Source organism: Vibrio sp. 10N.286.48.C11 (assembly GCF_041469805.1).
Taxonomy (GTDB): domain Bacteria; phylum Pseudomonadota; class Gammaproteobacteria; order Enterobacterales; family Vibrionaceae; genus Vibrio; species Vibrio crassostreae_C.
The window spans coordinates 17,763-41,730 of the sequence record NZ_JBFRLK010000002.1; the positions used below are offsets into that span (position 1 = coordinate 17,763).

The following is a 23,968-nucleotide window of genomic DNA, read 5'->3' on the forward strand; positions in this document are numbered from 1 at the left end:
GCTTTGGTTAAAAAGCTAAATTAGTTCATCGTACGAGCGAAGCGTTTCAGCAGTTTGCTGCTCTCATCTTCGACTTTATCTAGGCTATTCTCGACGCTAGAGCGGTCAGCGAAGATATTGTCGAACTCACGATGCATCACTTCACGAATTTGAGGGTAGTAACCTAAGCGGTAGCCCTTAGTCCATTCGCCCGATTTTAGGCTTAGCTGCTTAACGCCCACTTCTGCATCTGGTTGTTCGTTGTAGTAGCCAGACTCTTTCGCTAGCTCATAGGCAGCCGTTGTTACAGGTACATAACCAGTGGTTTTGTGCCAGTAGACTTGAGTTTCAGGCTTAGTCAGGTAATCAAAGAACGCTGCGACACCTTTGTCTTGTTGTTGGTCATGGCCATTGAGTGCAAACAGAGCTGCGCCGCCAATGAAGGTTAAGCCTGCGTCTGGGTTAACCGATTTCCAGTATGGAAGGTATGTGGTGCCGAGTTCGAAAGGTACGCGGTTACGTAAGCCACCGAATGAGCCTGAAGAACCCATCCACATCGCCACTTCTTGGCGCTCGAAAGGGGTTTGGTTTGCATCCCAGTCGCTGCCGTAATACTTGTAGTAACCTAGATCTGACCACTCTTTCATCTTGCTAACGTGCATCATCATGTCTTTGGTGTTGAACATGATCTTAGTGGACAAGCCATCGTAGCCGTTGTTTTGATCTGCGACTGGCAGGTTGTGGCGAGACTTAAAGTTCTCGAACATGATCCACGGCGTCAGAGATTGAGAAAACGCGATGTGTCCTTCAGCCTTCAGTTTCTTAGCGACCACTTCTAGTTCTTCATAAGTTTTAGGCGCGTCTGCACCCACTTCCGCGAGAAGATCTTTGTTGTAGTAAAGAACCGGTGTCGAACTGTTGAAAGGCATACCAACCATCTTGCCTTGGTTGTCGGCATAGAAGTTACGAACGCCCGCTAGGTAGTCGTTTGAATTAAAGTTGTAACCCGACTCAACCAGAATATCCTGTACCTGTTTCGCGACGTCTTTCGCGTTCATGATGGTTGCTGCGCCTGCATCGAAGACTTGCAGAATATTGGGTGCTTCACCTGCTCGGTATGCCGCGATACCGGCTGTTAAGGTCTCTGTGTATGAACCTTTGTAGATTGGCGTGATCTCGTAATCATCTTGTGACGCATTAAAGTCAGTCGCAATTTTGTTTACTGTTTCTCCAAGCTGGCCGCCCATTGCGTGCCACCAAGTGACTTGAGTCGTTGCGAACGCTGGCATTGCCGCTGTCGCAGAAAGAACGCCTGCCAAAATTAGCTTATTCATCTTCGTTTCCTTTTGGATGAAATCGATGTCGAGGTATTGGATTAGAGTGTTAACGAGACGGTAGGGGTGTCGTTTGAAGCTATCTTGAACAGGGCGTATTTCACTTAAGTGGCTAAACCGTTTCACTGATATGAAAGATTCATTTCGATTTCATTTAGGAGAAAAGTTATTGATGGTTTTAATATTTATTGCGTGCGGTTTTTAAGAGGTATGTTGTTCAATACTCGCTCAATATTTGTTCCATAAAAAAGCCTCTCGAAGGAGAGGCTTTGAATAAGCTAGAGCTTGTTATAATCGGCTTTGTTCTAGTGTGCGATATCGAGTTGGTTGTCTTTCACGCCGTTAATACGGAACCAACCTGCAATACTGAATCGCTCTGTGTTTGTCGGCAGTACCTCGTGTGGGAACTGTTCAGATAAGAACACAAATAAGCGGCCTGACTTTGGTGGAATGGTCGCGATGTGGTTGTCTTTTAGGTCGTAAACCACAAGTTCACCAGCGTCTTCTTCTGTCCACTCATCATTCATATAGAACACAGTGGTCAGGCGGCGGTTTTCATTGCCCTTGAAACAGTCTAAGTGCTTCTGGTAGAAGTCGCCTTTTTCGTATTTAGCAAAGTGCGCTTCGTACTCGAACAGACCCAAAAAGAACGCTTGGTTTGCCGCTAAACGAATTTGTTCCATTTTGTCTAGGAACAGAGATGCTGGCTGACCCATATCGCGGCGCACCCATTGAATCTTGTCACTACGAATGGTCGACTCTCGCGTTACTTCATCGTTACGGCCAATCCTAGCCTTTTTCCAGTTCTCTGGAATGCAATCCCTCAATGCCACCACTTCTTCATGAGTTAAGAAGTCATCCCAAACAAAGTAGCCTTGGGTAGAAAGAGCATCGATTAGTTGGTTCATGTATAGCACTCAGACAATAAATTAGAGGCGCATATATAGTCCTAATAACTTAGGTCAACAAATCACGTATTTTGTCGTCACGATAAAAGAGCGGAAGAGCATGGTACTTTGATGTGATTTTATAGTTAACAAATTTGTTACAAATAAATGTGAGTTTGCTATGGTGTAGGTCTGACCAGTTGAATTATCACAAGGAGTGGGTTTGCAGCTGCATACCATCAAAGGCTATATCCAAGACATGTATCTCGTAGAGTACCCAGATAGGTTGCTGTTACTTGATGGTGCGTGCCGTGCGGATATTCCTCATCTTAGGGCTTTCATTGAAGATGAGCTTGGCCGTGAATTTAGCGACCTACATACTGTGGTTGTTACACACATGCATCCTGACCATGCAGGGGCAGCGCACGAGCTCAGAAAGCTCACGAGCTGTAACTTGGTGGCAGCAAACCGAGACAAAGATTGGTATCACGGCATCGATGGCATTTTGATGCACCTGACCGACTTAGCGCTTGCTAGGTGGATGGCGAATCGCTTAGGCAAGCCTAAAGCAAACCTATGGTATTCAAGAAAGTTAAAGCCGGACTACAAGCTGTCTGATGGGGATAGTATTCCAGGGTTTGATGATTGGTTGGTTCTTGAAACACCGGGCCATACCGACCGTGATCTCTCGGTCTATTGCCCATCACACAGCGTGGCTTATGTGGCCGATTTAATGGTCGAGGTTAAGAAGAAGCTGATTCCGCCGTTTCCTATCTTTCACCCTAATAAGTATCGAGCGTCTGTATCGCGCATTTATGACATGCAGCTCGATACCTTGCTGGTGGCGCATGGTGGGCAAGTCGATTTCAGTCAGAAGGCTTTTGAACACCTGTTGATGAGTGCCCCAAGAAGGCCTGTTACACATTGGCGAGTGACGAAAATCAAAACCAAGAAATTACTTTTATCGATTGGGCGATTTGGTTTTCAATCTCATGGTAAATCGAAGAAATAGATCAGAAGCTTGAATGCAAAGTCGTGTATTCAGAGCTGAAAGTAGAAATAGAAAAATAGATAGCAATAAGGCCAGTCATGAGACTGGCCTTATATCGTTGTGAGTAGCTTTAGTTATAACCTGTGGAGCGGTTACGATGACTCGGATTAGTGAGTCAGCAGGAATTCACCCGCAGGGTCAACAATCACTTTGTCACTCATGCCTTGACGTCCAAGCAACATCATGTAAGTCATGTCTTGACGGTTGCTTAGCGTGATATCGATCGGCCATTCCTGACCACCGATTCTTAGCATGGTTTCAATCACGCAACGGTGTTCAACTTCGCCGTTAGATGATTTAATTTTCTTACTTGTTTTCAGTTTCGCCTTGCAGCGCACCGTCTCTTCTAGGTGATAAACGTCTGGGTGAAGGTCGAACTCTACGAATTTCTCACCATTTGATTTAACACATAGTAGATTGTCTACGTGTAGAGAAGAGGTTTTAGCCCCTGTATCAACACGTGTATGTAGTCCAGTTATCCCTAACTCTGGTAAGCAAAGTGCTTCGGTATTCCCTATGATCATTTTATTGTTCATTTTCTTTCCAATCATGAGTTATCGGTATTCAATCAGCCCTTGCCACGAGTACGGTTAGCGTTTGGTTTTGCCTTCTTCTCGATGAATTCGAAAATCATGTCTGCTACATCTTTACCCGTTGCTTTCTCGATGCCTTCTAGGCCTGGAGAAGAGTTTACTTCCATTACTACTGGGCCGTTCTTAGATTGTAGGATATCTACACCACATAGGTTTAATCCCATGATTTTCGCTGCATTGATTGCTGTTGCGCGCTCTTCTTTGGTTAGTTTAACCAGCTGAGCAGTGCCGCCACGGTGCAGGTTAGAGCGGAATTCACCTTCACCAGCTTGACGCTTCATTGCAGCAATTACTTTGTTGCCAACAACAAAACAACGGATGTCTGCGCCATTTGCTTCTTCAATGAACTCTTGAACCAAGATGTTCGCTTTTAGGCCCATGAACGCTTCGATAACGCTTTCTGCTGCTTTGTTTGTTTCTGCTAGTACAACGCCGATACCTTGAGTGCCTTCAAGAAGCTTGATCACAAGTGGCGCGCCGCCTACGTTTTTGATCAGGTCTTGAATCTTGTCTGGGCGGCTAGCGAAACCTGTTTTTGGTAAGCCAATACCTTTACGAGACAACAGTTGTAGTGAGCGCAGTTTGTCGCGAGAGCGACTGATTGCTACTGACTCATTGATACAAAAAGTGCCCATCATTTCAAATTGGCGAACAACCGCAGTTCCGTAAAAGGTAATGGAAGCGCCAATACGTGGAATAACAGCATCGTATTGAGGTAGCTCTTCACCCATGTAGCGAATCTTCGGATTGTTACTCGCGATATCTATATCACAGTGCAACGTGTCGATAACATCGACCTGATGACCACGTGCTTCTCCAGCCTGCTTTAGACGAGCGGTAGAGTATAGATTTTCGTTGCGAGAAAGAATTGCGATACGCATGGCGTTTCCTTAGTTAATACCTGATTGGTAACTGCAAATAAATTAGTTGTTAGCTGAGCTTTCAGTTTTTTCTGAGGCTCCTTGCTTGCTTCGGGGCGAACCTTAAGGCTTTTCGTTCAACTAAGAAAACGAATTAAATTTGTCGAGTCGACAACGGAAATTTATCGATTGTGTGAGCTATTGGTACAGCAGGCTTGAGAGGGGAATTGGAATGGAAAAGCGAGTTGAGACCTAACTCATATTGGGGGTAGGAGCATATTAGGTTGTACCCAACTCGCGTTTACTCGGTGCTAAAAAGTGTACTAATAACGCCAGTTACATAGATCTATAAGTGTTCGTAGTGCTTCTCTTTCGAGCTTACTGCAGGTGCTTTTTAGCTTGTTAAGATAGTATTTTCTCATGGTCATTACTCTCTCTGGTTAGGCTTTATTTACAACCTATGGTTTGTTGCTGACCCGTTCATTATGGATAATTAAGAGGAACTAAAAAACAGATGTTATTTTTATTGGTTGTTCCTGTTTTGGTCGCATTACACTACTTTTTGATGAATGTGTTTTATAATGGGCTTAATTAGGAAGAGCTATCTTTAAAAGGTTCATTATTTGTCTGATCTAAAAATGATGCGTTACTACACGCGGCTAGAGTCGTTCGAGCCAAACATTTCTCATTCAGTCACCCTAGCCGAAGTAGCGGATATGCTGTTTACAAGCTTGCGTCACGCTCGAACCTTACTTGGTAAGATGCATCAAGCTGAATGGGTGGTGTGGGAGCCAAAAGTTGGCAGGAATCAACGCTCTAACTTAACACTGCGTTTTAGCAGTTCAGAGTTGGCGCAGCATGTTGCAAGTAAACTGATAGAGCAGGGCAAGTACGAAAAAGCACTTTCCATATTGGATAATGACCGCGCTGTGTTTGCTTCTTTACTGCAAGAAACTTCCGGCGCGACCATGCGTGAAGGGCTGCTGCACGTTCAATTAACCTATAAGCGTAAGTTTGAGGATTTGTTTCCGCACCATATACACCGCAGTAGCGAACGATTTTTGATAAGACAGGTTTTTAGCTGCCTAGTGACGTGTAATGGTAAAGGTGATTTAAAGCCTGAATTAGCTCACCATTGGGAATATGACACAGAGCAACTGGTTTGGACTTTCTATCTGCGCCCCGGTCTGACTTTTCATGATGGTCAGCCAGTAGATGCCAAGCAGCTGGTTGCTTTGTTTACTGCTCTACAAGCTCTGCCTTTCTATCAAGCTGAGTTAGATCATGTCGCTTCCATCTACAGTGAGCAGCCATTAAGGATCAGTTTTAAATTAACCCAAGCGGACACAGGTTTTGCGGGGTTGCTTGCTGGTGTTAAGTATTCGATTCAACCCGCCGAGCAAGTGATGCGTGAACCATTACCATTGAGCTCAATGTCTCATGCTGTGATCGGTACTGGCCCTTTCAGAGTGGTTGAAACCAATAGTGAGCGCATCAAGCTCTCGGCATTCGAACACTTTTACGGGTGTCGCTCTTTAACCGATGAAGTGACTATTTGGCAGTTTGAAGAGTCGATGACAGGTAGTGCTCGATTCGATGATAGCCAGATGCAGGTGTCACCTTATGAAGACTCCGCCTGTTTTCACCAATTAGGGAAAAGCGACACTGAGCTAGTCTCGGCTGAAACTGACGGGCTTCGTAGTCGAATCGAAGATGGTTGTTTGTTTGTTCTGTTCAATCAAAACTCAGCAGTGAATCCGTTAAGCGACGAGCAACGTAAGTACCTATCAGCCCTTGCAAACCCTCAGGCTATTTTGGCGCAACTGGAGCAAAACCAAGGATTATTCAGTGTCTCTTTGGCTCAGAACATATTGCCAAGTTGGCAGAAGCTGTATCGAACGCCTTCCAGAGAGAGCGAGTTGCCTAAGAAATTGAGCATTGCGGTATATAACTACTATGCCCTTTATCGGTGTGCCATTTCCGTGTCGGACATCCTTAAACGACATGGAGTGGAAGTTGAAGTGAACACCTATAGCTTTCGAGAGTTGGCGCTGCTTTCTCAGCGGGGCGATTTAAAAGAAGATTTGGTATTGTGTAACCTGAATCTCGATGATAATGCGCCATCTTCGCTGTTTTCGTGGTTGATGAATGACCCTGTATTGCATTCCGCGCTCGGAGAGATGAACAGTGATTGGCTTAAACAGCGCTTAGATCATCACAAAGCCTCAGTTGAACTGCCGAATTACTTGGCAGAGTTGGAGCCTGTTGCATCGACGTTGATTTCTGATTATTGGCTAGTGCCTATGTTCCATCACCTACAAACCGTGCGTTTTCAAGGCATTTTGAAAAACGTGGCCATTACCAACTGGGGATGGCCAGATTTCAAGAATGTATGGTCTGCTGATTAACCTTTCTTACTAGCTAAATAACTAAGTTAACTCGTTGCCAAAATTGGTTTTTCCAAAATCGACTTTGACACGCTTACGTCTAGATAAATTAAAAATTACACTCGGTGGTTTACTTTTTGGTTTTGGCATATAAACTAGTCGGTGTAGTTTATGTGTTGGGTCTATCCCAACGGTTAAAGAGATACCAATGAAAAAATATCTATTACCGATTTTAGGAGTACTTGCCGTGGTCGCTATCGTAAGCACAGGTTCACAATCAAACGACAATCTAGATAAGCTTCCAAAGAAGTTTGCTAACAGTGAGTTGGAATACAAATCGGGTATGTCTGATATTTTTTCAATCTTGAAAGCATACGTGACTGTGGAAAGAAACGAGCCAGTGCCACGTGCTGCATTGCCTTTGATTCCGATGACAGCCGAGCAATTGATCGAAGAGACAGAAGACGTTGCGTACCGCTTAGGTCACTCAAGTGTGATGATGAAGCTAGATGGCAAGCTAGTGATGACTGACCCTGTGTTCAGTGATCGAGCATCACCAGTGCAATGGATGGGGCCAAAGCGCTTTCACCCAACCCCAATCTCACTGCAAGATCTACCTGACATCGATGTGGTAGTGATCAGCCATGATCACTACGACCATTTAGACAAAGGTGCCGTGAAGGTATTAGCCGACAAAGTAGGGACGTTCTTAGTGCCATTAAGAGTGGGCGCACTGTTGGAAAAGTGGGGCGTGGATAAAGAGAAGATCATCGAATTGAACTGGTGGGAATCGGCAACGGCCTCAGACATTGAGTTCACGTTGACACCGACACAGCATTTCTCTGGTCGTGGCTTGCTTGATCGTGACCAAACACTGTGGGGCAGTTGGGTTATTAACGCTTCAGACAAGAAAGTCTTCTTTAGCGGTGATTCTGGTTACTTCAATGGCTTTAAAGAGATTGGCGACCGTTTTGGGCCGTTTGATTTAACCATGGTTGAAACGGGTGCGTATAACTCACTTTGGGCGGATATTCATATGTTCCCAGAACAGAGTGTTCAGGCACACATTGATCTGCAAGGTAAGGTGATGATGCCAATCCACAACAGTACCTTCGACCTTTCTATGCATGATTGGCAAGACCCAATGGAACAAGCACTGGCGATAAGCAAAGAGCGAGATGTACAAATGGTAAGCCCGGTGATGGGTGAACGTTTGGTGATCTCAGAGCCTGTACCTGTTCAGGCATGGTGGAAACTAGCATCGAATTAGAGCTGTCATCCAAATAGACATAGCTAAACCACTAAGCTGTACAACCCAACTTATACACGAAACGCCACCGATCTTACGATTCGGTGGCGTTTTTTCGTTTTATTTTTAAGATCAGCTTTCTAAGTTCTGCGCCATTTTCTTCGCAATTTTTCTGAATTGTTCTAACTCGTCTTCGGTCATGCCTTTGGTCATTCTCTTCAGCATGTCTCGATCGATATCCGAGACCTTACTCATGATCTCTTGACCCTTATCAGTCAGAACCAATAACTGGCTGCGCTTGTCTTCCGGGTTCGGAGACTTCTTCACAAGTTCCTGATTGATCAAGGCATTAATGAGCCGAGTGACCTGTGCTTTATCACGATCTAGGAAGTGTGCGATATCGATAGCGGTACATGGAGACTTCTTAGTAATGATCTTCATGACACGAATGTTCATAGGTGCGATCTCTGAGTCTAAGCTCTCAATCTGTTCGCTCATTTGACGTTTCAAAGAGTGCACTAGACGAAAGATTGATTCTAGCGATGTGTTATCAGACATAAACTATCCTTAGAAATATAGTTGACATTATCAACTACTGTATTTATAGTTGACATTATCAACTTAATTGTTCGTAAATTCAAGACAGGAAATAGATATGACGATTCAAGCAACTCTAACGCCAACTCTTCCTGAGCAAAAAGGCACACCGGTTTTATACAAAGTTTTGGTCATGATGAGCTTAATGCTGACGATTGGCGGCAGTTTAACGGCTGTGATGACTTACATGAATGTCGGATTCGGCGAGGAATTTATTGGCAACTGGCTTTCTTCGTTAGCCCTTGTTGTCGTGATCATGATGCCAATGGGCACGGTGATGATGGCTTTAGTCACCAAAGCCGTTGCTAGAGTGTTCACAACTTATAGCGAGAAAGTTCGCAACCTGATCGTAGGACTGATCATGGCATTCATAATGGAGTCCATGATGGCATTTGTAACAGCGGCAAATAACATTGGATTTTCGGATACATCGGCGTTTACCAGTGGATGGTTTAATGGATTTATTGCCGCACTTCCCATTGGCCTTGCGATCATGGTCGTGATGTCGATGACGGTTAAACCTAAGCTCGAACGATTCATGAAGAGCTAACCAAAACACTTTTTAAGCATTTTAGGAGGTCCACATGAAAGCATTCACAGGCAAACACAATAACTACCGTATCACTATCGAAGAAGTGAACATCAAAGAAGATCGTGAACTTCAAACCATGCAGTTTGAAATTGAAGACAGAGAAGATATGTTCGCGATTGTTGAGAAGATCAAACATGACAGCGGCTTAGACGAGCAATCAGCAGCGCGACTAGGAGTGAGCATTCGCTTGTTAGGCCCATTGATGATGCAAGATAGAAAACACCCTCTGTTTGTTGATTTCATGCCTCACTTCAGAAACTTCATGCAGAATTTGAAGAAGACGTTGAAAGGGCAGTAAAGCCTGAACATCAGTAATACATCGAAAAGTCAGTAATCAAATTACTGGCTTTTTTACATTTAAATCAAAATAGTTTCAGTTGTTTGCGTCTAGAATATGCGAAAATTGATGGCTGAATTTTCGGTGTAGCACCGTTGTTGAATTGTCTATTCAAGCTTTAAGAAATCCGATATTATACTGGTCATAAAACTAAAGGTGGTATTATATGACAAATGTATTTAAACAAGCAGCTGAAGAACTGTTGAGTCGTCGTGTTGCTGGCACCAAAGCACCAAGATTGGACGAACAGTACCGTCCGAATAACTTGGAAGATGCGCTAAAGATCCAATCTTCAATGATCGATTTGAAAAGCGATAAAGTCGGCGGTTGGAAGTGCTTACTTCCTCTGGCTGAAGACAAGTTTGTTGTTGCGCCAATCTTCTCGGGCAGCGTTCAACAAGGCGAAGTTTGTGAACTGTTTGCTGACAACGGCGTAGTACGCGTTGAGCCTGAAATCGCATTTACGCTTGCTAAGAGCCTGCCTGCAAGCCAAGAAGGCTACAGCGAAGAGCAAATCAACGAAGCGATTGGTTCTTGCCACATGGCACTTGAGTTAATGCAGTCTCGTTTTGCGGATGACAGCGGCGCTGAGTTCTATGAAAAGCTGGCCGATGGCCTAGTAAACCAAGGTCTATTTATTGGCTCTGAGATTGATCGCGAAAAAGCGTTCACTTCTGCAGAGATCAGTATTGAAGTGACTCAAGGCGAGCAAGTTCAAGCATTCGACGGTAAGCACCCGAATACACTGCCACCAAGCCCAATTTACTGGCTGATTAACTACATGACACGTCGTGGTGTTGATTTCCAAGCGGGTGAAGCCATTATCACGGGCTCTTACTGCGGTATCGTGGAAATGGAATTCGATAAACCAACGACCTTCCACTACGAAGGCATTGGTGAATACCAAGTAACGTTCAAGCAGAAACGCTAACTTCTAGCGGCGCACTATCTGTTATCGAAAGGCTGTTTACTGATGAGTAAATAGCCTTTTTTATTACGTGATGCTCAATAGGGTTCTTATTACTTTGCATTAAATTAGGCGTTTAGACGTCTAGACGTTGACAAGTTCTAAGTGTGACATTAGTCTGCTCACCTTCCTGTTCTATTGTGTTGTCGTTCCATGTCCAATTCAAAAAATTCTAACGCGGTAATTGCCCCTTCTGCAGTGGCGCTTATCCCTCTGATCGTTTTCCTTGCGCTGTTTATTGGCGTGGGTACATACCTGTCGCTACAAGGCGTCGATTTTGCTTTCTATCAACTTCCAGCTCCGATTGCGGCTCTGCCTGCTGTGATGTTAGCGTTGCTATTGAGCAAAGATAAATTGAACCGTGCGATTGAGCAGTTCTTAGGTGGCGTGGGTCACAAAGACATTATCGCAATGTGTATGATCTACCTATTGGCGGGTGCTTTTGCTGCTGTGGCTAAAGCTTCTGGTGGCGTGGACGCGACGGTAAACCTTGGTCTATCGGCTATCCCAACGAGCATGATCCTACCGGGCATCTTCCTTATTTCGGCGTTCATTGCGACAGCAATGGGCACCTCTATGGGTACTATCGCTGCGGTTGCTCCTGTTGCACTAGGCATTGCTGACTCAGCTGGTATGAGTATTCCTCTAACCGCTGGCGTAGTGCTAAGTGGCGCTATGTTTGGTGACAACCTTTCTATCATCTCAGATACCACGATTGCCGCGACTCGCTCGCAAGGCTGTGAGATGAGAGACAAGTTTAAAGAGAACATCCGTATAGCACTTCCTGCTGCACTTATCGCGATTGTTATCTTTGCTTTCAACAGCACAGCAACTCAAGTTCCTGAAACAGGCCCAATTGAATGGCTGAAAGTCCTTCCGTACATCACTATCCTAATCCTTGCGGTATCGGGCATGAATGTGTTCGTTGTGTTGACGATTGGTATCTTGCTAGCGGGTGGAGTGAGCCTAGGTTCTATTGAGAACTACGGTATGACGGATTACGCTCAAGATATCTACGCAGGCTTCGGCAACATGCAGGAGATCTTCTTACTGTCGATGCTGATTGGTGGTTTGAGTGAGCTAATGCGTCGCCAAGGTGGATTGGCGTTCCTGACTAGCTTGGTAAGTGGTGTGATTCGTGCGTTTGGCTCTTCACACTCTAAGCAAGCGAATGGCCGTGCGAGTGAGTTGGGTATTGCGGGCTTGGTATCAATGGTGAACCTATGTACTGCAAACAACACGGTAGCGATTATTGTGTCTGGTAGTGTGGCTCGCCAATTAGCTGAAGAAAATAACGTTTCTCCACGTCGCTCTGCCAGCTTATTGGATATCTTCTCTTGTGTGATTCAAGGCGTATTGCCTTACGGTGCACAGGTATTGCTATTAGGTTCGGTATTTAACTTATCGCCTTTGGATATCGTGGCTAATTCTTACTACTGTTTCGCGCTTGCAGTCGTTGCTGTGGTAGCTGTGTTTATTAAACACCCAGCACGTCAAGTGGCTCAAGCTTAGTAATAATTGACCAAACTGAGTGCTCACTGGCTCTGATAAGAAGGCTCCTTAATAGGAGCTTTTTTGTGCGTGAAACTCATGGCTTGAAAATTCAATGTACGTCTTCAAATACAAGAAAACCGCCTATGTAGACGGTTTCTAATTTCGTTATAGCGGTTTTCAAGTTTATTGTAGTGTGAATGACAATTAGGCTTGAGAGCTTTAATTCAGCTTATTAGTCACGAACTCTTTGTTTCTGACCATTAGCCACATCAGGCCGCCTAGCGTACCGATGGATAATTGGATAAAGCCTAGGTTTTCAATCAGTGACTCTGGGCGGATTGAAACTAATACCATGCCAAGCGAGCCACAAATCATGCTGAAGAACTGTATCAGTGCGACGGCAGAGCCCGTGTCATGATCTTGTTGATTCAACATCAAGTTGGTCCCCGGTACTCGCATGATGATCGCCATTAATGTCGCTGGTGCAGCGATGAACATGAAGAACCAAGGGGACAGGTCGCCAATGGTTAGGGTGAAGATTCCCGCAAGCGCTAATAAAGCAAAACATCCTGAGATGACCTTTTGAACCGGCATTCGGTAGGACAACTTCATGTAAATTGTTGGACCAAATGAGGCGCACAGTGCATTGAATGCGAACGCGTAACTAAACTGTTGTTCGGTCAATCCAAAGTGATCGATGTAGATATAAGAACCCGCTGCAAGAAAGCCCATTAATGCCATCGGTATGATAGAGAAAATGACCAGTAGCTTGAGGAACGAGCTGTTTTTCATGACCACGCCCATTCTTCCCCAGGAGCGGAACATTGAACCTTGGTATTTGGTTTCGAGCGTTTCTCGATAGCAGCAAGCTAATACTGACGCAAATGCACCAAAAATGGCGAGGGTGACGAACATCATTCGCCAAGACGCAATTTTCAGTAGAAAGGCACCAAATACAGGCGCAACCATTGGCGCGATGATCACCAGTGACATGATAGTCGCCATGATCTTTTCACGTTCTCGGCCATCATAAAGATCTTTGACAATGGCGGTAGCGATAACGGTGATAGCACTACCAGCAAAGGCTTGGAATACACGAGCACCAATTAACTGTTCGATGCTATTGGTCATCGCGCACAATATGCTCGCGACCATATAACCCGCTAATCCAATTAATAGGATCGGCTTACGACCGAATTTCTCGCTGAGCGGCCCCCAAAATAAAAGACCAATAGCGTAAGTAACGAAGTAGCTGCTCAGGGTTAGGTTGACCATTGATCGGTCAGTATTAAACACGTCGACCATCTGCGGAAGCGCAGGTAGGTAAAGGTCGATGGTCAATGGAGGGAAAGCACTTATTATGACGAGAAAAAATAGCATACCGGTCTTTCCCAGTACTGGTTGTGGTCTCTTCAAGGTGGCTCTCCGTTGTCCAAAATAGGTTTTTAATTGGTGTGATATTGCTATACAGAAGGCTAAGGCACGTCAGACAAGAAGGATAGAGTCGTTCAAGAATATGGTGAAAGTAACGATGAACTTATCTCTAATGAGTTCGAATCTACGAAGTCGGTCTGTGCACTGAATTGTATTACAAAACATTATTGCTTTTATAGCTAACGAGTTCAATCAGTTAGTAGCAGTGTAGCTTGTAATCGCCAGCGACACATTGTAATGATTATCGACTTGGCTTGTTATCTTTTCTTTGGGCGTTTTTCGACTAAACCGTTACGCTCTAAACCACGTCGAACGCTGCTGCATAGTTTACCAAAGCGGCGCAGTTCTTCGAAGTTAGGGCCTTGGCCAATGGAAATACTGTGCTCCCAATACATTAACTCGCTGTCGACCATCTCAAGTAGTTTCTTAGAGCAACCCGAGCAATTTCCTTTTGGACCACAGATAAACGTCTCTGACTCGTAAAGTGGGAGTTCGTTTTTAACTTCTTCAATTAAGTTAAGCATTGCCGAGTTTAAGTTTGGCTTTTTGGATGTAAGTGGCTTCAAGCTCGGTGCTTGAGTCGCAATTAATGGGGAAGTCAGTTTGTTAGGTTGTAAATTCAAAGCAGCTGATGACATATCAAAGGCCTCAAGGAGAGAAGAAGGTGGGCATGCTACTCTTCACAACAAAGTGAATCTTGATGTAGTGCAATAAGCGTGGATATATACCCAAAAGAGGTAGGAGCCACAAGCGGTTGTGACTCCTTATCAAAGCTCGGTACTAATGAGAGATTTTAGAATTCAGCGTCGAACTGGAATTCCATCCACTCTTTGGTGACTGGGTGGTGCAGCGCAAGTCTTTCTGCGTGTAAGTGCAATCGGTCGGCTTTATTGCCATATAGGCCATCACCCACGATAGGCATGTTAAGGCCTTCTTGGTGTGAACAGTGAACACGCAACTGGTGTGTACGCCCTGTTTTAGGATGCAGGTAAACCTTAGTGGTTTGCCCGTTTCGCTCAATCACTTCCCATTTGGTTTCTGCTGGCTTGCCGTGTTCGAAGCAGACAATTTGACGAGGGCGGTCATACAAATCACCACGTAATGGTAGTCGAACATAGCCTTCATTTTCTGTTAGAACGCCTTCAATCATTGCCACGTAACGCTTTTCGACTTCACGAGTAATGAACTGCTTCTGTAAGCTCTTGTTCGCACGTCGTGTGAGAGCGAAGATTAGAATGCCAGAGGTCGCCATGTCTAAGCGATGAATCACAAATGGGCCTTCAACATCGGGATGCATTTCTTGAACACGTGTGTAGGCGGAATCTTTGATGGTTTTACCCGGCACGGATAGAAAACCTGCTGGCTTGTGTACTACCACGATGTGCTCATCTTGGAACAGAATATCCAGCTCTTTGCCTTCTGCTGGGTTCTCTAGCAATGGGTTTGGATCGACTTCTAGGCCTTTCATCATATGGCCTAAAATCGGCACACATTTACTCTGACAAGAAGCGTAGTATTTCTTGTGCTTGCGGATTTCCGACTTTGGAGAGCGGCCCCACCAAAATTCAGCCAATGCCAGTGGCGTGTAACCATGTAAGTACGCGTATTGCAGCAATTTAGGCGCAGCGCATTCACCAGAGCCAGCTGGTGGTATCTTGTTTGGCGTGTTTTCAAAGATTTGGTTAAGGTCTTCAACGTTTCCTTCCGCATTTTGGAAAGCGTATTGTGAAAACAACTTGTGTTGAAGCTGATGAGAAATGTGTGCTCTTTGCTCTTTTAGCTCAGCCAGTTGAGTGTTGAACACATCAACTTTAGCTTGCAACACTTGCAGGGTCTGTTCCCAGTTAAGTTTTAGGTACTTCTGCTGGTTCTTGTCGGCAACACTGGCTTTGTTTAGCTCATTATTTAGCTGTTCGAAAGCTTGCTCATCAAGGTTTTCTTTACCTTGTTCACGTTGTTCTTTACGCGTTTTTCGGCCTTCAATAATCAATAGACGTTGAGCTTCAATCTCTTGCTCGGCTTGCGCTTTTTGCTGTGCCAGTTGCTCGCACAATTCAAGGTATTCAGTATTTGCTTGCAGCGCTTTAAACTCAGCGTTGACAGCCATCATGTCGGCTGTGTCTTGATGGAAAAAGCTGTCGCTGCTGAGCATGTCGAACACGGGCGGTACAAAGTGAGGCAGTAGGTTTTGGTCGGCGATTTTCCCTGAAAAAGCAGAGAAGTACCCCAATTCACCTTCAGGGCTTTTCACCAATAACACACCAAACATTTTGCCGCGACCAGCGTCAGAATCCAGTCCGAAGTCATGCTGCCAGTCGGTTTGAGTTTCTAGATATTGTTGAAGCTGATGAGAAGCGATTTCACACAGTGGGTGCGGTTCGTAGTAGAACGGGAATGTGAAACGCTCAGGCAACGAATATGACTCGATCGGCTGTTGAAAACGAGTGAAGCAATGCTCAGGTGTGTGGCTGTTTTCTGAGTCGTGCGTTGGTTTTGATGAGTGCATAGTCGTATTAATACTTATATCGTGGTGATAAATGGTTGTGAGTCTACTGTGTATGTTTAGAGACGTTAAACACAGTACAAGGCGGCGATTCTACTCTTTATCGAAAAGCGCCTCAAATAAGAAATGGTTCTATTACAGGATAGCTAAGCGAGATGGTTAACACTGAACCCATGAGTTATGGCTTGAACGCCATTAATTGATGAGTAACTTCTCGTTTTTAATCATAGAAGACAATTTAACAAACCAAGGGTGGTAGCCTTGCCGCCCTCTTATTAAAACTAAGGTAACGTTATGATTCCACTCAATACTTCGATTGTTTCCGGTGTCGCTATTTCAGAGAGCGACGGACAAATGAAAATGCTATTAATGAAGCGTGTTAAAGGTGAGTTTTGGTGTCACGTCGCAGGCTCGATTGAAGCGGGTGAAACAGGCTGGCAGGCTATCGTGCGCGAGTTTGAAGAAGAGACCCAAATTAAAGTGGAAGCTTTGTATAACGCGCAGTTTCTGGAGCAGTTTTATGAGGCGCACGTGAATGTGATTCAGCTAATCCCTGTGTTTGCGGTGCTATGCCCACCCAACCAAGCGATTGAACTGAATGACGAACACACCGAGTACCGCTGGTGTAATTTAGAAGAAGCAAAAGCGTTAGCGCCGTTCCCCAACCAACATGCCGTCTACGATCATATTTGGTCGTATTTTGTCGATAAGCCAGTCAATCCGCTTTATCGAGTGAAATTGAACTAATACTGGCTGTTTAAGATCTAGGACTTACCAAGGTAAGGGGCTAAAAAGGTGCTCACTTGCGCTTGGCATAACCCCACATCTACCTTCACACCGTGCGATTCAAGGATCGCAACACCACGACCATTATTGCGAGGGTCTGGGTCTAGCATCGCCACGACTACGTGTTTTACACCTGCTTTAACCAATGTATTGGCGCAAGCGGGAGTTCTGCCAACAAAAGAGCATGGCTCTAAAGTTACGTAAGCGGTAACCCCCTCCATTGTTCCGTCCGTTTTGTCGTTATAACTATTCAGTGCTTCAACCTCGGCGTGGTTTCCGCCGACTTTTTGCGTGTACCCAACAGACACCACCTTATCGTTCTTCACCAAAACGCAGCCTACTGGCGGGTTTGGTTGGCAATCAGGTAAGGCTTGGCGCGAAGCTTCGAGTGCTTGCAGCATGTATTGTTGGTTCATGGTCGTTACTCAGTATGACGAGAGAGCGTAGCAGCTAGTCGCCACGCGTGGTTGATGAGTTGGTTAATTACTAACTTAATAAGCTAATAAGTGGGGCATGTTCGATCTGATTGGACTTTTAGTCAATGGTTTTAGCGTTTGAATTCGACTGCTAGTTAACTGTGACTCATCGTTAACTTGGGCCACTGGGTTAGCCAACCTTTGGATTGCACTCTTTGATCAAAGATATCTCGGCTACGCTTTGGATTGGGTGTGATTTGCAAATCAAACAAACTCTCTAAGCCAAAGGCAGAAATACACTCGATGTTTCCATGGAGGCTTTGTTTCACGGCGACGGCGGTTTCTTTCTCTGGCCAATAACTCATCGCATCCAATGAGCCTTGGTAAGGTTCATCCCCATTTCTAGTGTGCATGTAGGCTTGATTGCGAACTTGCCAATTCAGTTCGGGGAACCGTTGTTTAAGCTGAGCCTCGTATCTAAGATCCGATTCGTAAGAGGTATCAATGGGATCAAAGTAGATCACATCAATATCATTGAATGGAGTCGGGGAGGCATAACCATGCTGGTGATCCCAAACGAGGTTTCTCACAAAGCCCGCAGCGACATAACACTGCGGCAAATCCAACTGAGCGACACAGTCTAAAACCTTCATTCGTAAGGGATCTTGTTTGATCAACGTGACGATGCGTTTGGCTAGCGGATGTATCATTATGATGTCGGAACATCAGTGACTTGGTAATGACGTGTCACGTTCTGGGAGATTTCACCCCATTCAGAGGCTTTTACTCGCTGTTGGTGCATTTCGAATGCTTCTCGGCTAGTGAATTCTTCATACACTTCAAAGCGATTAGGTTGAAGCGTGCTTTGACTGACTCGAAACACAATACAACCAGGTTCTTCTAGTGTCAGTTCTTTGTGCACAACCAAGGCATGTGTCACTGCTTCTAGGTCGTTGTCTGGCACTAGAATATGCCCTTGCAGAATTACTTTACTCATAATTACGTCCATTTAATTACGTCTATTTAATTTGGTCCATTACGGCTTTTTTCTATCAAAAGCTCTATCCGTTACAAACATAATCCCATTTTGATGTTGTAACGTATAGGCTAATGTGGCGATTATTAGTTCACATTGAATGTATTTTTTAGTTACACCGTAACTTTAAAGGTGATGTAATCAACAAATGATAAGACACTGGAACTAAATCAGCGTTGGTCCGGTCTATTAAATTAGTATCATTGAACTGTATTGATACTGAAATGAATTTGTCATCTGAGAGAACTAACCTTAATTTTGAACAGCGGCTCATAGGATTGAATTGAGCCATAGTTGATATCTAGGTCATACTTTGATGTAAATGGTACTAAAAACTCTATATATTTTGTGATTTGTATCATTGAACTGGGCATCAAACACCGTTAGATTCGAATGGTTGGCAATAAAAATAGCTCATGAAGAGCAGTTAAAGAAAAGGAAATATCCCTTATGAAAAAAATGAGAAGAGCACAGCTTCATCGCGTTCGTATCCAATACTGGAAAGACACGTCAAAAGAAGCATCAAAGAAATAAGCTTTAATCGTAGAGCTTTAAAAGCTGAAAAGCTTAATCAAATGTAAAACGCAACAAACTGATTTCATTAGCACTCTCAAGGACCTTCATCTGGTCGGCGACTAACGAAATCATCCCCAAAGAGCTGGCAGGCATTAACAACAATGCAATTCAATGTCAGCTCATTAATACCTCCTCTAAGTTTATCTTCGTTTGTTAAACCTGTTACCCCAAACTAAAGCTTGTTCCTTGTTCCTTGTTCCTTGTTCCTTGTTCCTTGTTATCGCATCCCTGTACTCGTTAACGTCTTGATAATAAAAAAGCTCCCGATTTCTCAGAAGCTTTGATTTAGATTTTGATATCTGATGTGACTGCCCGATAAAGGCTCGTGCTTAGGATAGACTCTAACGTTGGAACAGCGTCTTTAAGCTCACATCGTCCGTTCTATTTAGCTTTAGGCTCAGTAGATAGCCACCAACACCGATCAGTGCGTAAATACCTAAAGATAAAATCGGCGCTTCTGCAATCGCACTTAATGGGTTGCTTGCTATGAGTACATTCATTGGTAATGACGCGATGAGAGATAGGAAGTCATTGATGCCATAGAACCCAAACACTGCGACAGAGAGGAACTTAATCGCATAGCTTGAGATGAAAATGACAAGCAATGGAGAGTTTACCAGCTGCGAAATCGCTAGAGTGACGGTTGCCAGTGGCAATAAAACCAGTGCAACTAACATCATTCGTCCAAAAAACACGACCCAGTTGCTCAGCACATAAAACAGAGATTGTTGTTCAACCAATAGCGCCAGTTGTTGTTCACTTGAGACGTTCAATATCCAGAATAGAAAATCTGCGAACAGTACTAACAATGCACAGATAGCCGGAATCACCACTAAACCGAAGCCGAGTTTCACACCGTGAGTCATTGCGTTAGATACCGGCATACTTCTCCAAAACATCGAACTGCCTTCTTGGCGCTCTTTACGCAGCGTTTTAGGGATGTAAAGCGTTGATAGGATCAGTGAAATAAGGCCCGCGCCAAAGTAGATCACTGAGTTGAGGTCTTGTGCGAACTCTCTGTGGATGTCGCTCACGTCACCGTTCACTTGCATTTCGAAGAAAAACTCATGCTGCGCTGCGCCATTGAAGAACAGACTAACGAACAGTAAGAAACCACATAACGCGACAAACAGAGGCAATCGAGTGTTAATTTTGTGCTCGATGAGTTCTTTTTCTAGCATGTAAAAACTTGGATGCATTATGCCTTCTCCGTCTGTGTTGCAAGGAATAGATCTGCGAGACCAACGTTATAGATGTTACCCAGTGATTCAACTTGCGCTTTGTATTGACCTTCCAATAACCACTTAGTAGTGCCTAGCCCTGATTGCGAGGTCAGTGGGTTGAGTTTCTGTATCTCGCTTGAATGGTTATTTGCGACTTCGATAATGAAATAGTCATTTTCGATGTCTTCCATGCTCTTTTGCAGCACACAATGGCCTTGTTTTAAAATCAGAACATCCGTTAATAAATGTTCAATCTCTGAAACCTCATGGCTTGCAATGATCATGGCGCGTTCGCCGTCGTGGAACCACTCAAGTAGATGGCGATAAAAAGTATCGCGGTACAGTAAATCTAGGCCAAGTGTAGGCTCATCTAAGATCAACACTTGGGTGTCAGTCGCGATGATGATCGCAAGGTGAAGTTGTACCTTCATTCCCTTAGAAAGCTGCTTGATAGTCGAAGAGAGCTTGATGTTGGTGCTGCTTAGCGTCTGTTCTGCTTTTTGCTTGTTGAAGCTAGGGTGTACACCTTGGGTGTATCTAAGCAGTTGCTTAACGGTCATCCACTCGGGTAACACGTTAACATCTGAGATGTACGACAAGTGCAGCATGAGTTCTGCATGCTGGTGGATAGGGTGGTAGCCATTAACCTCTATCTCACCTTGATAGCTGTGTCCACCAAGCAGTGATTTGATCAGTGTCGATTTCCCTGCGCCATTATGGCCCAGCAATCCAAGCACTTGCCCCGGTTTTAACTCAAAGTTGATGTTCTCGACACCCACTTGATTTGAATAGGTTTTGGTTACGTTTTTCACGGAAAGTAACGTACTCATGACTTGTCCTTTATATGTTGTGCTAGCTGTTTCACGAGTTCTTCGACACTCATATCAATGATGCTTAGCGTCTCAGCGATGGCTGGGATCTGTGTGTTGATGAATGATTGGTGTGCGGACTCTTTCAATTTTTGAAGTGCCCCTTCGGCCACATACATGCCTTGGCCGCGTTTTTTCTCTACCAAGCCTTCATCCACCAGTAACTGGTAGCTTTTCATGACAGTAAGGTGGTTGATCTTGAGATCGGCGGCAACCGCACGCACAGAGGGCAATGCTTGTAGCTCTAGCCAAACACCCTGAAGAATTTGGTCACTGATCTTGGCGGCAAGCTGCCTAAAGATCGGCTGGTCGTCTTTCCATTCGGTCATAATTAAAACTGCATGGTGATATACATGTGTATAACACTAACCTATTTATTCGAGTTGGCAAGGATTTTATGAAAGTGCATCGGGTATTTTTATGTTTAGATAAAGCACGTTTGGTGGGGAGGGCACTTGAAGCCTACATCCTTGTGGGCTCTCAAGCAGCTGTATAAGCGATGATTATTTGAATAGGGAATGGTTGCTGATCAAGATTTCTATTAGGCTGGGCCTATTGCTCCTTTGAGTCATTAGGCCGGCTATACAGGTAACCTTGATGTAAGTTGTAGCCTAACTGACACAAGATATATTGCTGCCTACGCGTCTCGACACCTTCATAAATCATTGTGATATTTGATAGGCGTCCAATCTCCGAGATATTGAGCAATACACCCTGATGATGCTCTCCTGACTCGATATCCTTAACAAAGCAACGATCCAGTTTTAGATAGGCCGGAGAGATAACATTGATGATTTCGATGTTGTTATTGCCCGTACCAAAGTCATCCAGAGCGATAGTGATACCAAGCTTTTTGATATCCTTAATGTTATCGATAACCTCACACCCATAGCCAATGTTCGAATATTCAGTAATCTCTACGACAAACTCATTCGCTTCCATCGCGGCTAAATGCTCTCTGAGCCTTGCGAAGTTCGACCCTACCAAAGCACTCGGACACACGTTGACACCATAGATCTCATGGCTGTTGTTTAACTTCGCTTTTCTGACTGTCTCGATGAGTAAAATAGTATGAAAGGTGAGTAAATTGGTGCGTCTCATGGTGTTGATGAAGCTTAAAACGCCAACGTTACGCACACGCGATAGCAACTCGTAATAGAGGACGCTGTTATCTTCGGTGTTGATGATCGGTTCTTCTTCAAAGGAGATGTGTTTCCAACGAAACAGGTAGATCACAAAGCCCAGAATATAGGAGCGATAAAGCAGGGTGGCGAGTATCAGAGAAAGCGCAATCCACAGCGCAACAATGTCGTCACTGTAGAAGGTGATGGTTGCACCCGTTGGTAGGGAGGTTTGATAGATCGATTTACTCTCTTCGCCAAGGTTTAAGATGTAGTTACCATTCTTCTGGATGGAGATAGAATCGACTAACAGAGGCAATAGCGAGTTGTTGTATCGAGCTTCGATAGAGCGCTTAGATATTCGAGCAACCATCTCAATGTCGTGCTCGGTATCTATGAAGCGGGAATAGGCAAAGTCAGCACTATCGTAGAAGTCGTCTACTTGATTGAGCTCTATCATCTTAGAACGTGTTTTCGAGATATAGCAGGAGCCATAAGGTGTGGTCATGACGACAGAGTCAAGGTTGAGCGAGTGCCTTAGCGAGTGCACAGCCCCGTGGCTATCGCAACCGTAGTCCATGACTTCTGCTGCAATGTGTTTGGTGTTCTCACTGTATTCATTCGCAATCTTCGTCGTATAAAGGATTTGGAAAAAGTAGACAACGAATAGGAAAAAGGAAGAGATGGTGAACACGGCTATCAGAGCCTTGATCAGTTCTCGATGATAGGTGTTGAACATCAGTTTCAACATCTCGAACTGGCTGGGCTTGAACTGGTTGATGTCATACTTTGGTGCGATACGGTTGGTTGAGCTTTTATCGAGATCGATAAAGTAACCTACCTTATAAAGGTTAGAGATAAGTTCGCTATTATTATCTACCTTCGCTTTTTTGCATAAGCTTCGATATTTCTTTCTTATAGAAGCAATAATGTTTTTTAACGCGTATAAGCTAAACTCTTCGTCAAAGTGTAATTTAAAAGATTCTTCAACATCTCGTGCAGATTGAGGGTTTGATATTGACGAGTGTTCAATAAGATATTTGAAAACAAAACTCTCTTTACTATTAAGAGTTTCCTCTGATATCTTATTACTGTCTCTTTTTATGTATATTTTTTCTTCATTGTAGATCAGTTGCAAGCTCTCATTATTGTTATTTATATTGAAAGAACAGTGCATAGCTCAACTCCTAAGCGATAGTTATTATATTTGTGTGATGGATATGTGATGGCTGGGATTTTCATTCAACACAAGAGTTCGATCTAAATAATATAACCAAAATGTCACCATTTTATCTCAAGATGTTGATACTAATCGCAGAATTTGGGCTTTAATGAAAGGTTATGGAGATGTTCACCCAAAAGTTGAATTTATAAATGAAAGCCAATGATTTACAAGGGGTAAGGGGGATTTATCCATTTGTTTTGGTATTTATCCATTTCACAGCTTCTACGCGGTAGGTTTAGCGACTGGATTTAGAGGTTTCTAATGTAGCTTCTGATGGTATTCATTCGGTTTATCGATGTGTGAGATTTATCAGAATTTTTCATGATAAAATTAAATTATGTCATTTTATGTGATATTAATATAATTTATGTGGCGTATTGTTTTGGTGATTTAATTAAAGTAATCAATGATAGAATTAATTATATTTGTTGAATGATTGACTTTAATTTATT

Annotated in this window: 23 protein-coding genes; 8 read left to right on the forward strand and 15 right to left on the reverse strand. The window is 44.0% G+C overall.

Translation table 11 applies throughout. From position 1 onward, the window contains the following. Positions 1–20 precede the first annotated feature (20 nt). On the reverse strand, positions 21–1,313 hold the full coding sequence (locus tag AB4209_RS00710) for an extracellular solute-binding protein (RefSeq protein ID WP_372054455.1): 1,293 nt from the start codon (positions 1,311–1,313) through the stop codon (positions 21–23). 305 nt (positions 1,314–1,618) lie between these two features. Beyond that, complete coding sequence (locus AB4209_RS00715; RefSeq protein ID WP_050711798.1) at positions 1,619–2,221, reverse strand: 2OG-Fe(II) oxygenase; 603 nt, start codon at positions 2,219–2,221, stop codon at positions 1,619–1,621. A gap of 202 nt (positions 2,222–2,423) precedes the next feature. Between AB4209_RS00715 and AB4209_RS00720 the strand changes: the two genes are divergently transcribed. Then, entirely contained in the window at positions 2,424–3,212 is a 789-nt protein-coding gene (locus AB4209_RS00720) for an MBL fold metallo-hydrolase (protein WP_372054457.1), read from the forward strand. A 146-nt stretch (positions 3,213–3,358) separates the two neighbouring features. On the opposite strand, the gene AB4209_RS00725 is transcribed toward AB4209_RS00720, so the two are convergent. Together AB4209_RS00725 and rimK are read right to left on the reverse strand one after the other, a co-directional pair. Then, a complete protein-coding gene (locus tag AB4209_RS00725) occupies positions 3,359–3,787 on the reverse strand; it encodes a RimK/LysX family protein (RefSeq protein ID WP_017069208.1) in 429 nt (142 codons plus the stop codon). 32 nt (positions 3,788–3,819) lie between these two features. Then, on the reverse strand, positions 3,820–4,725 hold the full coding sequence (gene rimK, locus AB4209_RS00730; protein ID WP_372054459.1) for a 30S ribosomal protein S6--L-glutamate ligase: 906 nt from the start codon (positions 4,723–4,725) through the stop codon (positions 3,820–3,822). A gap of 602 nt (positions 4,726–5,327) precedes the next feature. Here rimK and AB4209_RS00735 point away from each other — a divergent pair. Both AB4209_RS00735 and AB4209_RS00740 read left to right on the forward strand, forming a co-directional pair. Continuing rightward, the gene (locus tag AB4209_RS00735; protein ID WP_372054461.1) at positions 5,328–7,112 is read left to right on the forward strand and encodes an SgrR family transcriptional regulator; all 1,785 of its coding nucleotides are present in this window, start codon (positions 5,328–5,330) and stop codon (positions 7,110–7,112) included. A 187-nt stretch (positions 7,113–7,299) separates the two neighbouring features. Next, positions 7,300–8,361: an MBL fold metallo-hydrolase gene (locus AB4209_RS00740; RefSeq protein WP_029235615.1), complete on the forward strand. Its 1,062-nt coding sequence runs from the start codon at positions 7,300–7,302 to the stop codon at positions 8,359–8,361. Between the two features lie 111 nt (positions 8,362–8,472). On the opposite strand, the gene AB4209_RS00745 is transcribed toward AB4209_RS00740, so the two are convergent. Next, positions 8,473–8,898 (reverse strand): MarR family winged helix-turn-helix transcriptional regulator, encoded by a 426-nt coding sequence (locus tag AB4209_RS00745; protein WP_372054463.1) that lies wholly within the window; start codon positions 8,896–8,898, stop codon positions 8,473–8,475. 97 nt (positions 8,899–8,995) lie between these two features. On the opposite strand from AB4209_RS00745, the gene AB4209_RS00750 reads away from it, so the two are divergent. The 4 genes from AB4209_RS00750 (at position 8,996) to AB4209_RS00765 (ending at position 12,345) form a co-directional block, all read left to right on the forward strand. After that, positions 8,996–9,487 carry a DUF2798 domain-containing protein gene (locus AB4209_RS00750; RefSeq protein ID WP_017081271.1) on the forward strand — a complete coding sequence of 164 codons (492 nt, stop codon included), beginning with the start codon at positions 8,996–8,998 and terminating at the stop codon, positions 9,485–9,487. 34 nt (positions 9,488–9,521) lie between these two features. Continuing rightward, on the forward strand, positions 9,522–9,827 hold the full coding sequence (locus AB4209_RS00755; RefSeq protein WP_017060575.1) for a DUF3861 domain-containing protein: 306 nt from the start codon (positions 9,522–9,524) through the stop codon (positions 9,825–9,827). A gap of 205 nt (positions 9,828–10,032) precedes the next feature. Then, positions 10,033–10,797: a hydratase gene (locus AB4209_RS00760; RefSeq protein ID WP_017060576.1), complete on the forward strand. Its 765-nt coding sequence runs from the start codon at positions 10,033–10,035 to the stop codon at positions 10,795–10,797. Positions 10,798–10,986: 189 nt separating this feature from the next. Next, the gene (locus tag AB4209_RS00765) at positions 10,987–12,345 is read left to right on the forward strand and encodes a Na+/H+ antiporter NhaC family protein (RefSeq protein WP_136979401.1); all 1,359 of its coding nucleotides are present in this window, start codon (positions 10,987–10,989) and stop codon (positions 12,343–12,345) included. Between the two features lie 201 nt (positions 12,346–12,546). Here AB4209_RS00765 and AB4209_RS00770 read toward each other — a convergent pair whose 3' ends face one another. From AB4209_RS00770 to AB4209_RS00780, 3 genes are all read right to left on the reverse strand, one after another. Beyond that, positions 12,547–13,707, reverse strand: a complete 1,161-nt coding sequence (locus tag AB4209_RS00770; RefSeq protein WP_372054481.1) for a multidrug effflux MFS transporter — start codon at positions 13,705–13,707, stop codon at positions 12,547–12,549. 311 nt (positions 13,708–14,018) lie between these two features. Beyond that, the gene (locus tag AB4209_RS00775; protein ID WP_372054465.1) at positions 14,019–14,399 is read right to left on the reverse strand and encodes a hypothetical protein; all 381 of its coding nucleotides are present in this window, start codon (positions 14,397–14,399) and stop codon (positions 14,019–14,021) included. 155 nt (positions 14,400–14,554) lie between these two features. Next, positions 14,555–16,267 carry an RluA family pseudouridine synthase gene (locus AB4209_RS00780; RefSeq protein ID WP_017072196.1) on the reverse strand — a complete coding sequence of 571 codons (1,713 nt, stop codon included), beginning with the start codon at positions 16,265–16,267 and terminating at the stop codon, positions 14,555–14,557. 291 nt (positions 16,268–16,558) lie between these two features. Here AB4209_RS00780 and AB4209_RS00785 point away from each other — a divergent pair, with 291 nt between their 5' ends. Further along, entirely contained in the window at positions 16,559–17,011 is a 453-nt protein-coding gene (locus AB4209_RS00785; protein WP_017060581.1) for an NUDIX pyrophosphatase, read from the forward strand. Between the two features lie 17 nt (positions 17,012–17,028). Here AB4209_RS00785 and AB4209_RS00790 read toward each other — a convergent pair whose 3' ends face one another. The 7 genes from AB4209_RS00790 to AB4209_RS00820 form a co-directional block, all read right to left on the reverse strand. Further along, on the reverse strand, positions 17,029–17,466 hold the full coding sequence (locus tag AB4209_RS00790; RefSeq protein ID WP_136982879.1) for a bifunctional diaminohydroxyphosphoribosylaminopyrimidine deaminase/5-amino-6-(5-phosphoribosylamino)uracil reductase RibD: 438 nt from the start codon (positions 17,464–17,466) through the stop codon (positions 17,029–17,031). 155 nt (positions 17,467–17,621) lie between these two features. After that, on the reverse strand, positions 17,622–18,176 hold the full coding sequence (locus tag AB4209_RS00795) for a nucleotidyltransferase family protein (protein WP_372054467.1): 555 nt from the start codon (positions 18,174–18,176) through the stop codon (positions 17,622–17,624). Further along, positions 18,176–18,463 carry a putative quinol monooxygenase gene (locus AB4209_RS00800; protein WP_017060584.1) on the reverse strand — a complete coding sequence of 96 codons (288 nt, stop codon included), beginning with the start codon at positions 18,461–18,463 and terminating at the stop codon, positions 18,176–18,178. Before AB4209_RS00800 ends, AB4209_RS00795 begins: the two co-directional genes overlap by 1 nt. Positions 18,464–19,419: 956 nt before the next feature. Further along, on the reverse strand, positions 19,420–20,277 hold the full coding sequence (locus AB4209_RS00805) for a hypothetical protein (protein ID WP_017060585.1): 858 nt from the start codon (positions 20,275–20,277) through the stop codon (positions 19,420–19,422). Then, positions 20,277–21,131, reverse strand: a complete 855-nt coding sequence (locus tag AB4209_RS00810) for an ABC transporter ATP-binding protein (protein ID WP_372054469.1) — start codon at positions 21,129–21,131, stop codon at positions 20,277–20,279. Before AB4209_RS00810 ends, AB4209_RS00805 begins: the two co-directional genes overlap by 1 nt. Then, the gene (locus tag AB4209_RS00815; protein WP_017060587.1) at positions 21,128–21,499 is read right to left on the reverse strand and encodes a GntR family transcriptional regulator; all 372 of its coding nucleotides are present in this window, start codon (positions 21,497–21,499) and stop codon (positions 21,128–21,130) included. Before AB4209_RS00815 ends, AB4209_RS00810 begins: the two co-directional genes overlap by 4 nt. A 223-nt stretch (positions 21,500–21,722) precedes the next feature. After that, positions 21,723–23,468, reverse strand: a complete 1,746-nt coding sequence (locus AB4209_RS00820; protein ID WP_372054471.1) for an EAL domain-containing protein — start codon at positions 23,466–23,468, stop codon at positions 21,723–21,725. Positions 23,469–23,968 lie beyond the last annotated feature (500 nt).

Excerpts from the sequence above, each read along its gene's own strand:
- AB4209_RS00710 (WP_372054455.1), bottom strand. The coding sequence starts at position 1,313 with ATGAATAAGCTAATTTTGGCAGGCGTTCTTTCTGCGACAGCGGCAATG.
- AB4209_RS00715 (WP_050711798.1), bottom strand. The coding sequence starts at position 2,221 with ATGAACCAACTAATCGATGCTCTTTCTACCCAAGGCTACTTTGTTTGG.
- AB4209_RS00725 (WP_017069208.1), bottom strand. The coding sequence starts at position 3,787 with ATGAACAATAAAATGATCATAGGGAATACCGAAGCACTTTGCTTACCA.
- rimK (WP_372054459.1), bottom strand. The coding sequence starts at position 4,725 with ATGCGTATCGCAATTCTTTCTCGCAACGAAAATCTATACTCTACCGCT.
- AB4209_RS00740 (WP_029235615.1), top strand. The coding sequence starts at position 7,300 with ATGAAAAAATATCTATTACCGATTTTAGGAGTACTTGCCGTGGTCGCT.
- AB4209_RS00745 (WP_372054463.1), bottom strand. The coding sequence starts at position 8,898 with ATGTCTGATAACACATCGCTAGAATCAATCTTTCGTCTAGTGCACTCT.
- AB4209_RS00750 (WP_017081271.1), top strand. The coding sequence starts at position 8,996 with ATGACGATTCAAGCAACTCTAACGCCAACTCTTCCTGAGCAAAAAGGC.
- AB4209_RS00755 (WP_017060575.1), top strand. The coding sequence starts at position 9,522 with ATGAAAGCATTCACAGGCAAACACAATAACTACCGTATCACTATCGAA.
- AB4209_RS00760 (WP_017060576.1), top strand. The coding sequence starts at position 10,033 with ATGACAAATGTATTTAAACAAGCAGCTGAAGAACTGTTGAGTCGTCGT.
- AB4209_RS00765 (WP_136979401.1), top strand. The coding sequence starts at position 10,987 with ATGTCCAATTCAAAAAATTCTAACGCGGTAATTGCCCCTTCTGCAGTG.
- AB4209_RS00770 (WP_372054481.1), bottom strand. The coding sequence starts at position 13,707 with ATGCTATTTTTTCTCGTCATAATAAGTGCTTTCCCTCCATTGACCATC.
- AB4209_RS00775 (WP_372054465.1), bottom strand. The coding sequence starts at position 14,399 with ATGTCATCAGCTGCTTTGAATTTACAACCTAACAAACTGACTTCCCCA.
- AB4209_RS00780 (WP_017072196.1), bottom strand. The coding sequence starts at position 16,267 with ATGCACTCATCAAAACCAACGCACGACTCAGAAAACAGCCACACACCT.
- AB4209_RS00785 (WP_017060581.1), top strand. The coding sequence starts at position 16,559 with ATGATTCCACTCAATACTTCGATTGTTTCCGGTGTCGCTATTTCAGAG.
- AB4209_RS00790 (WP_136982879.1), bottom strand. The coding sequence starts at position 17,466 with ATGAACCAACAATACATGCTGCAAGCACTCGAAGCTTCGCGCCAAGCC.
- AB4209_RS00795 (WP_372054467.1), bottom strand. The coding sequence starts at position 18,176 with ATGATACATCCGCTAGCCAAACGCATCGTCACGTTGATCAAACAAGAT.
- AB4209_RS00800 (WP_017060584.1), bottom strand. The coding sequence starts at position 18,463 with ATGAGTAAAGTAATTCTGCAAGGGCATATTCTAGTGCCAGACAACGAC.
- AB4209_RS00805 (WP_017060585.1), bottom strand. The coding sequence starts at position 20,277 with ATGCATCCAAGTTTTTACATGCTAGAAAAAGAACTCATCGAGCACAAA.
- AB4209_RS00810 (WP_372054469.1), bottom strand. The coding sequence starts at position 21,131 with ATGAGTACGTTACTTTCCGTGAAAAACGTAACCAAAACCTATTCAAAT.
- AB4209_RS00815 (WP_017060587.1), bottom strand. The coding sequence starts at position 21,499 with ATGACCGAATGGAAAGACGACCAGCCGATCTTTAGGCAGCTTGCCGCC.
- AB4209_RS00820 (WP_372054471.1), bottom strand. The coding sequence starts at position 23,468 with ATGCACTGTTCTTTCAATATAAATAACAATAATGAGAGCTTGCAACTG.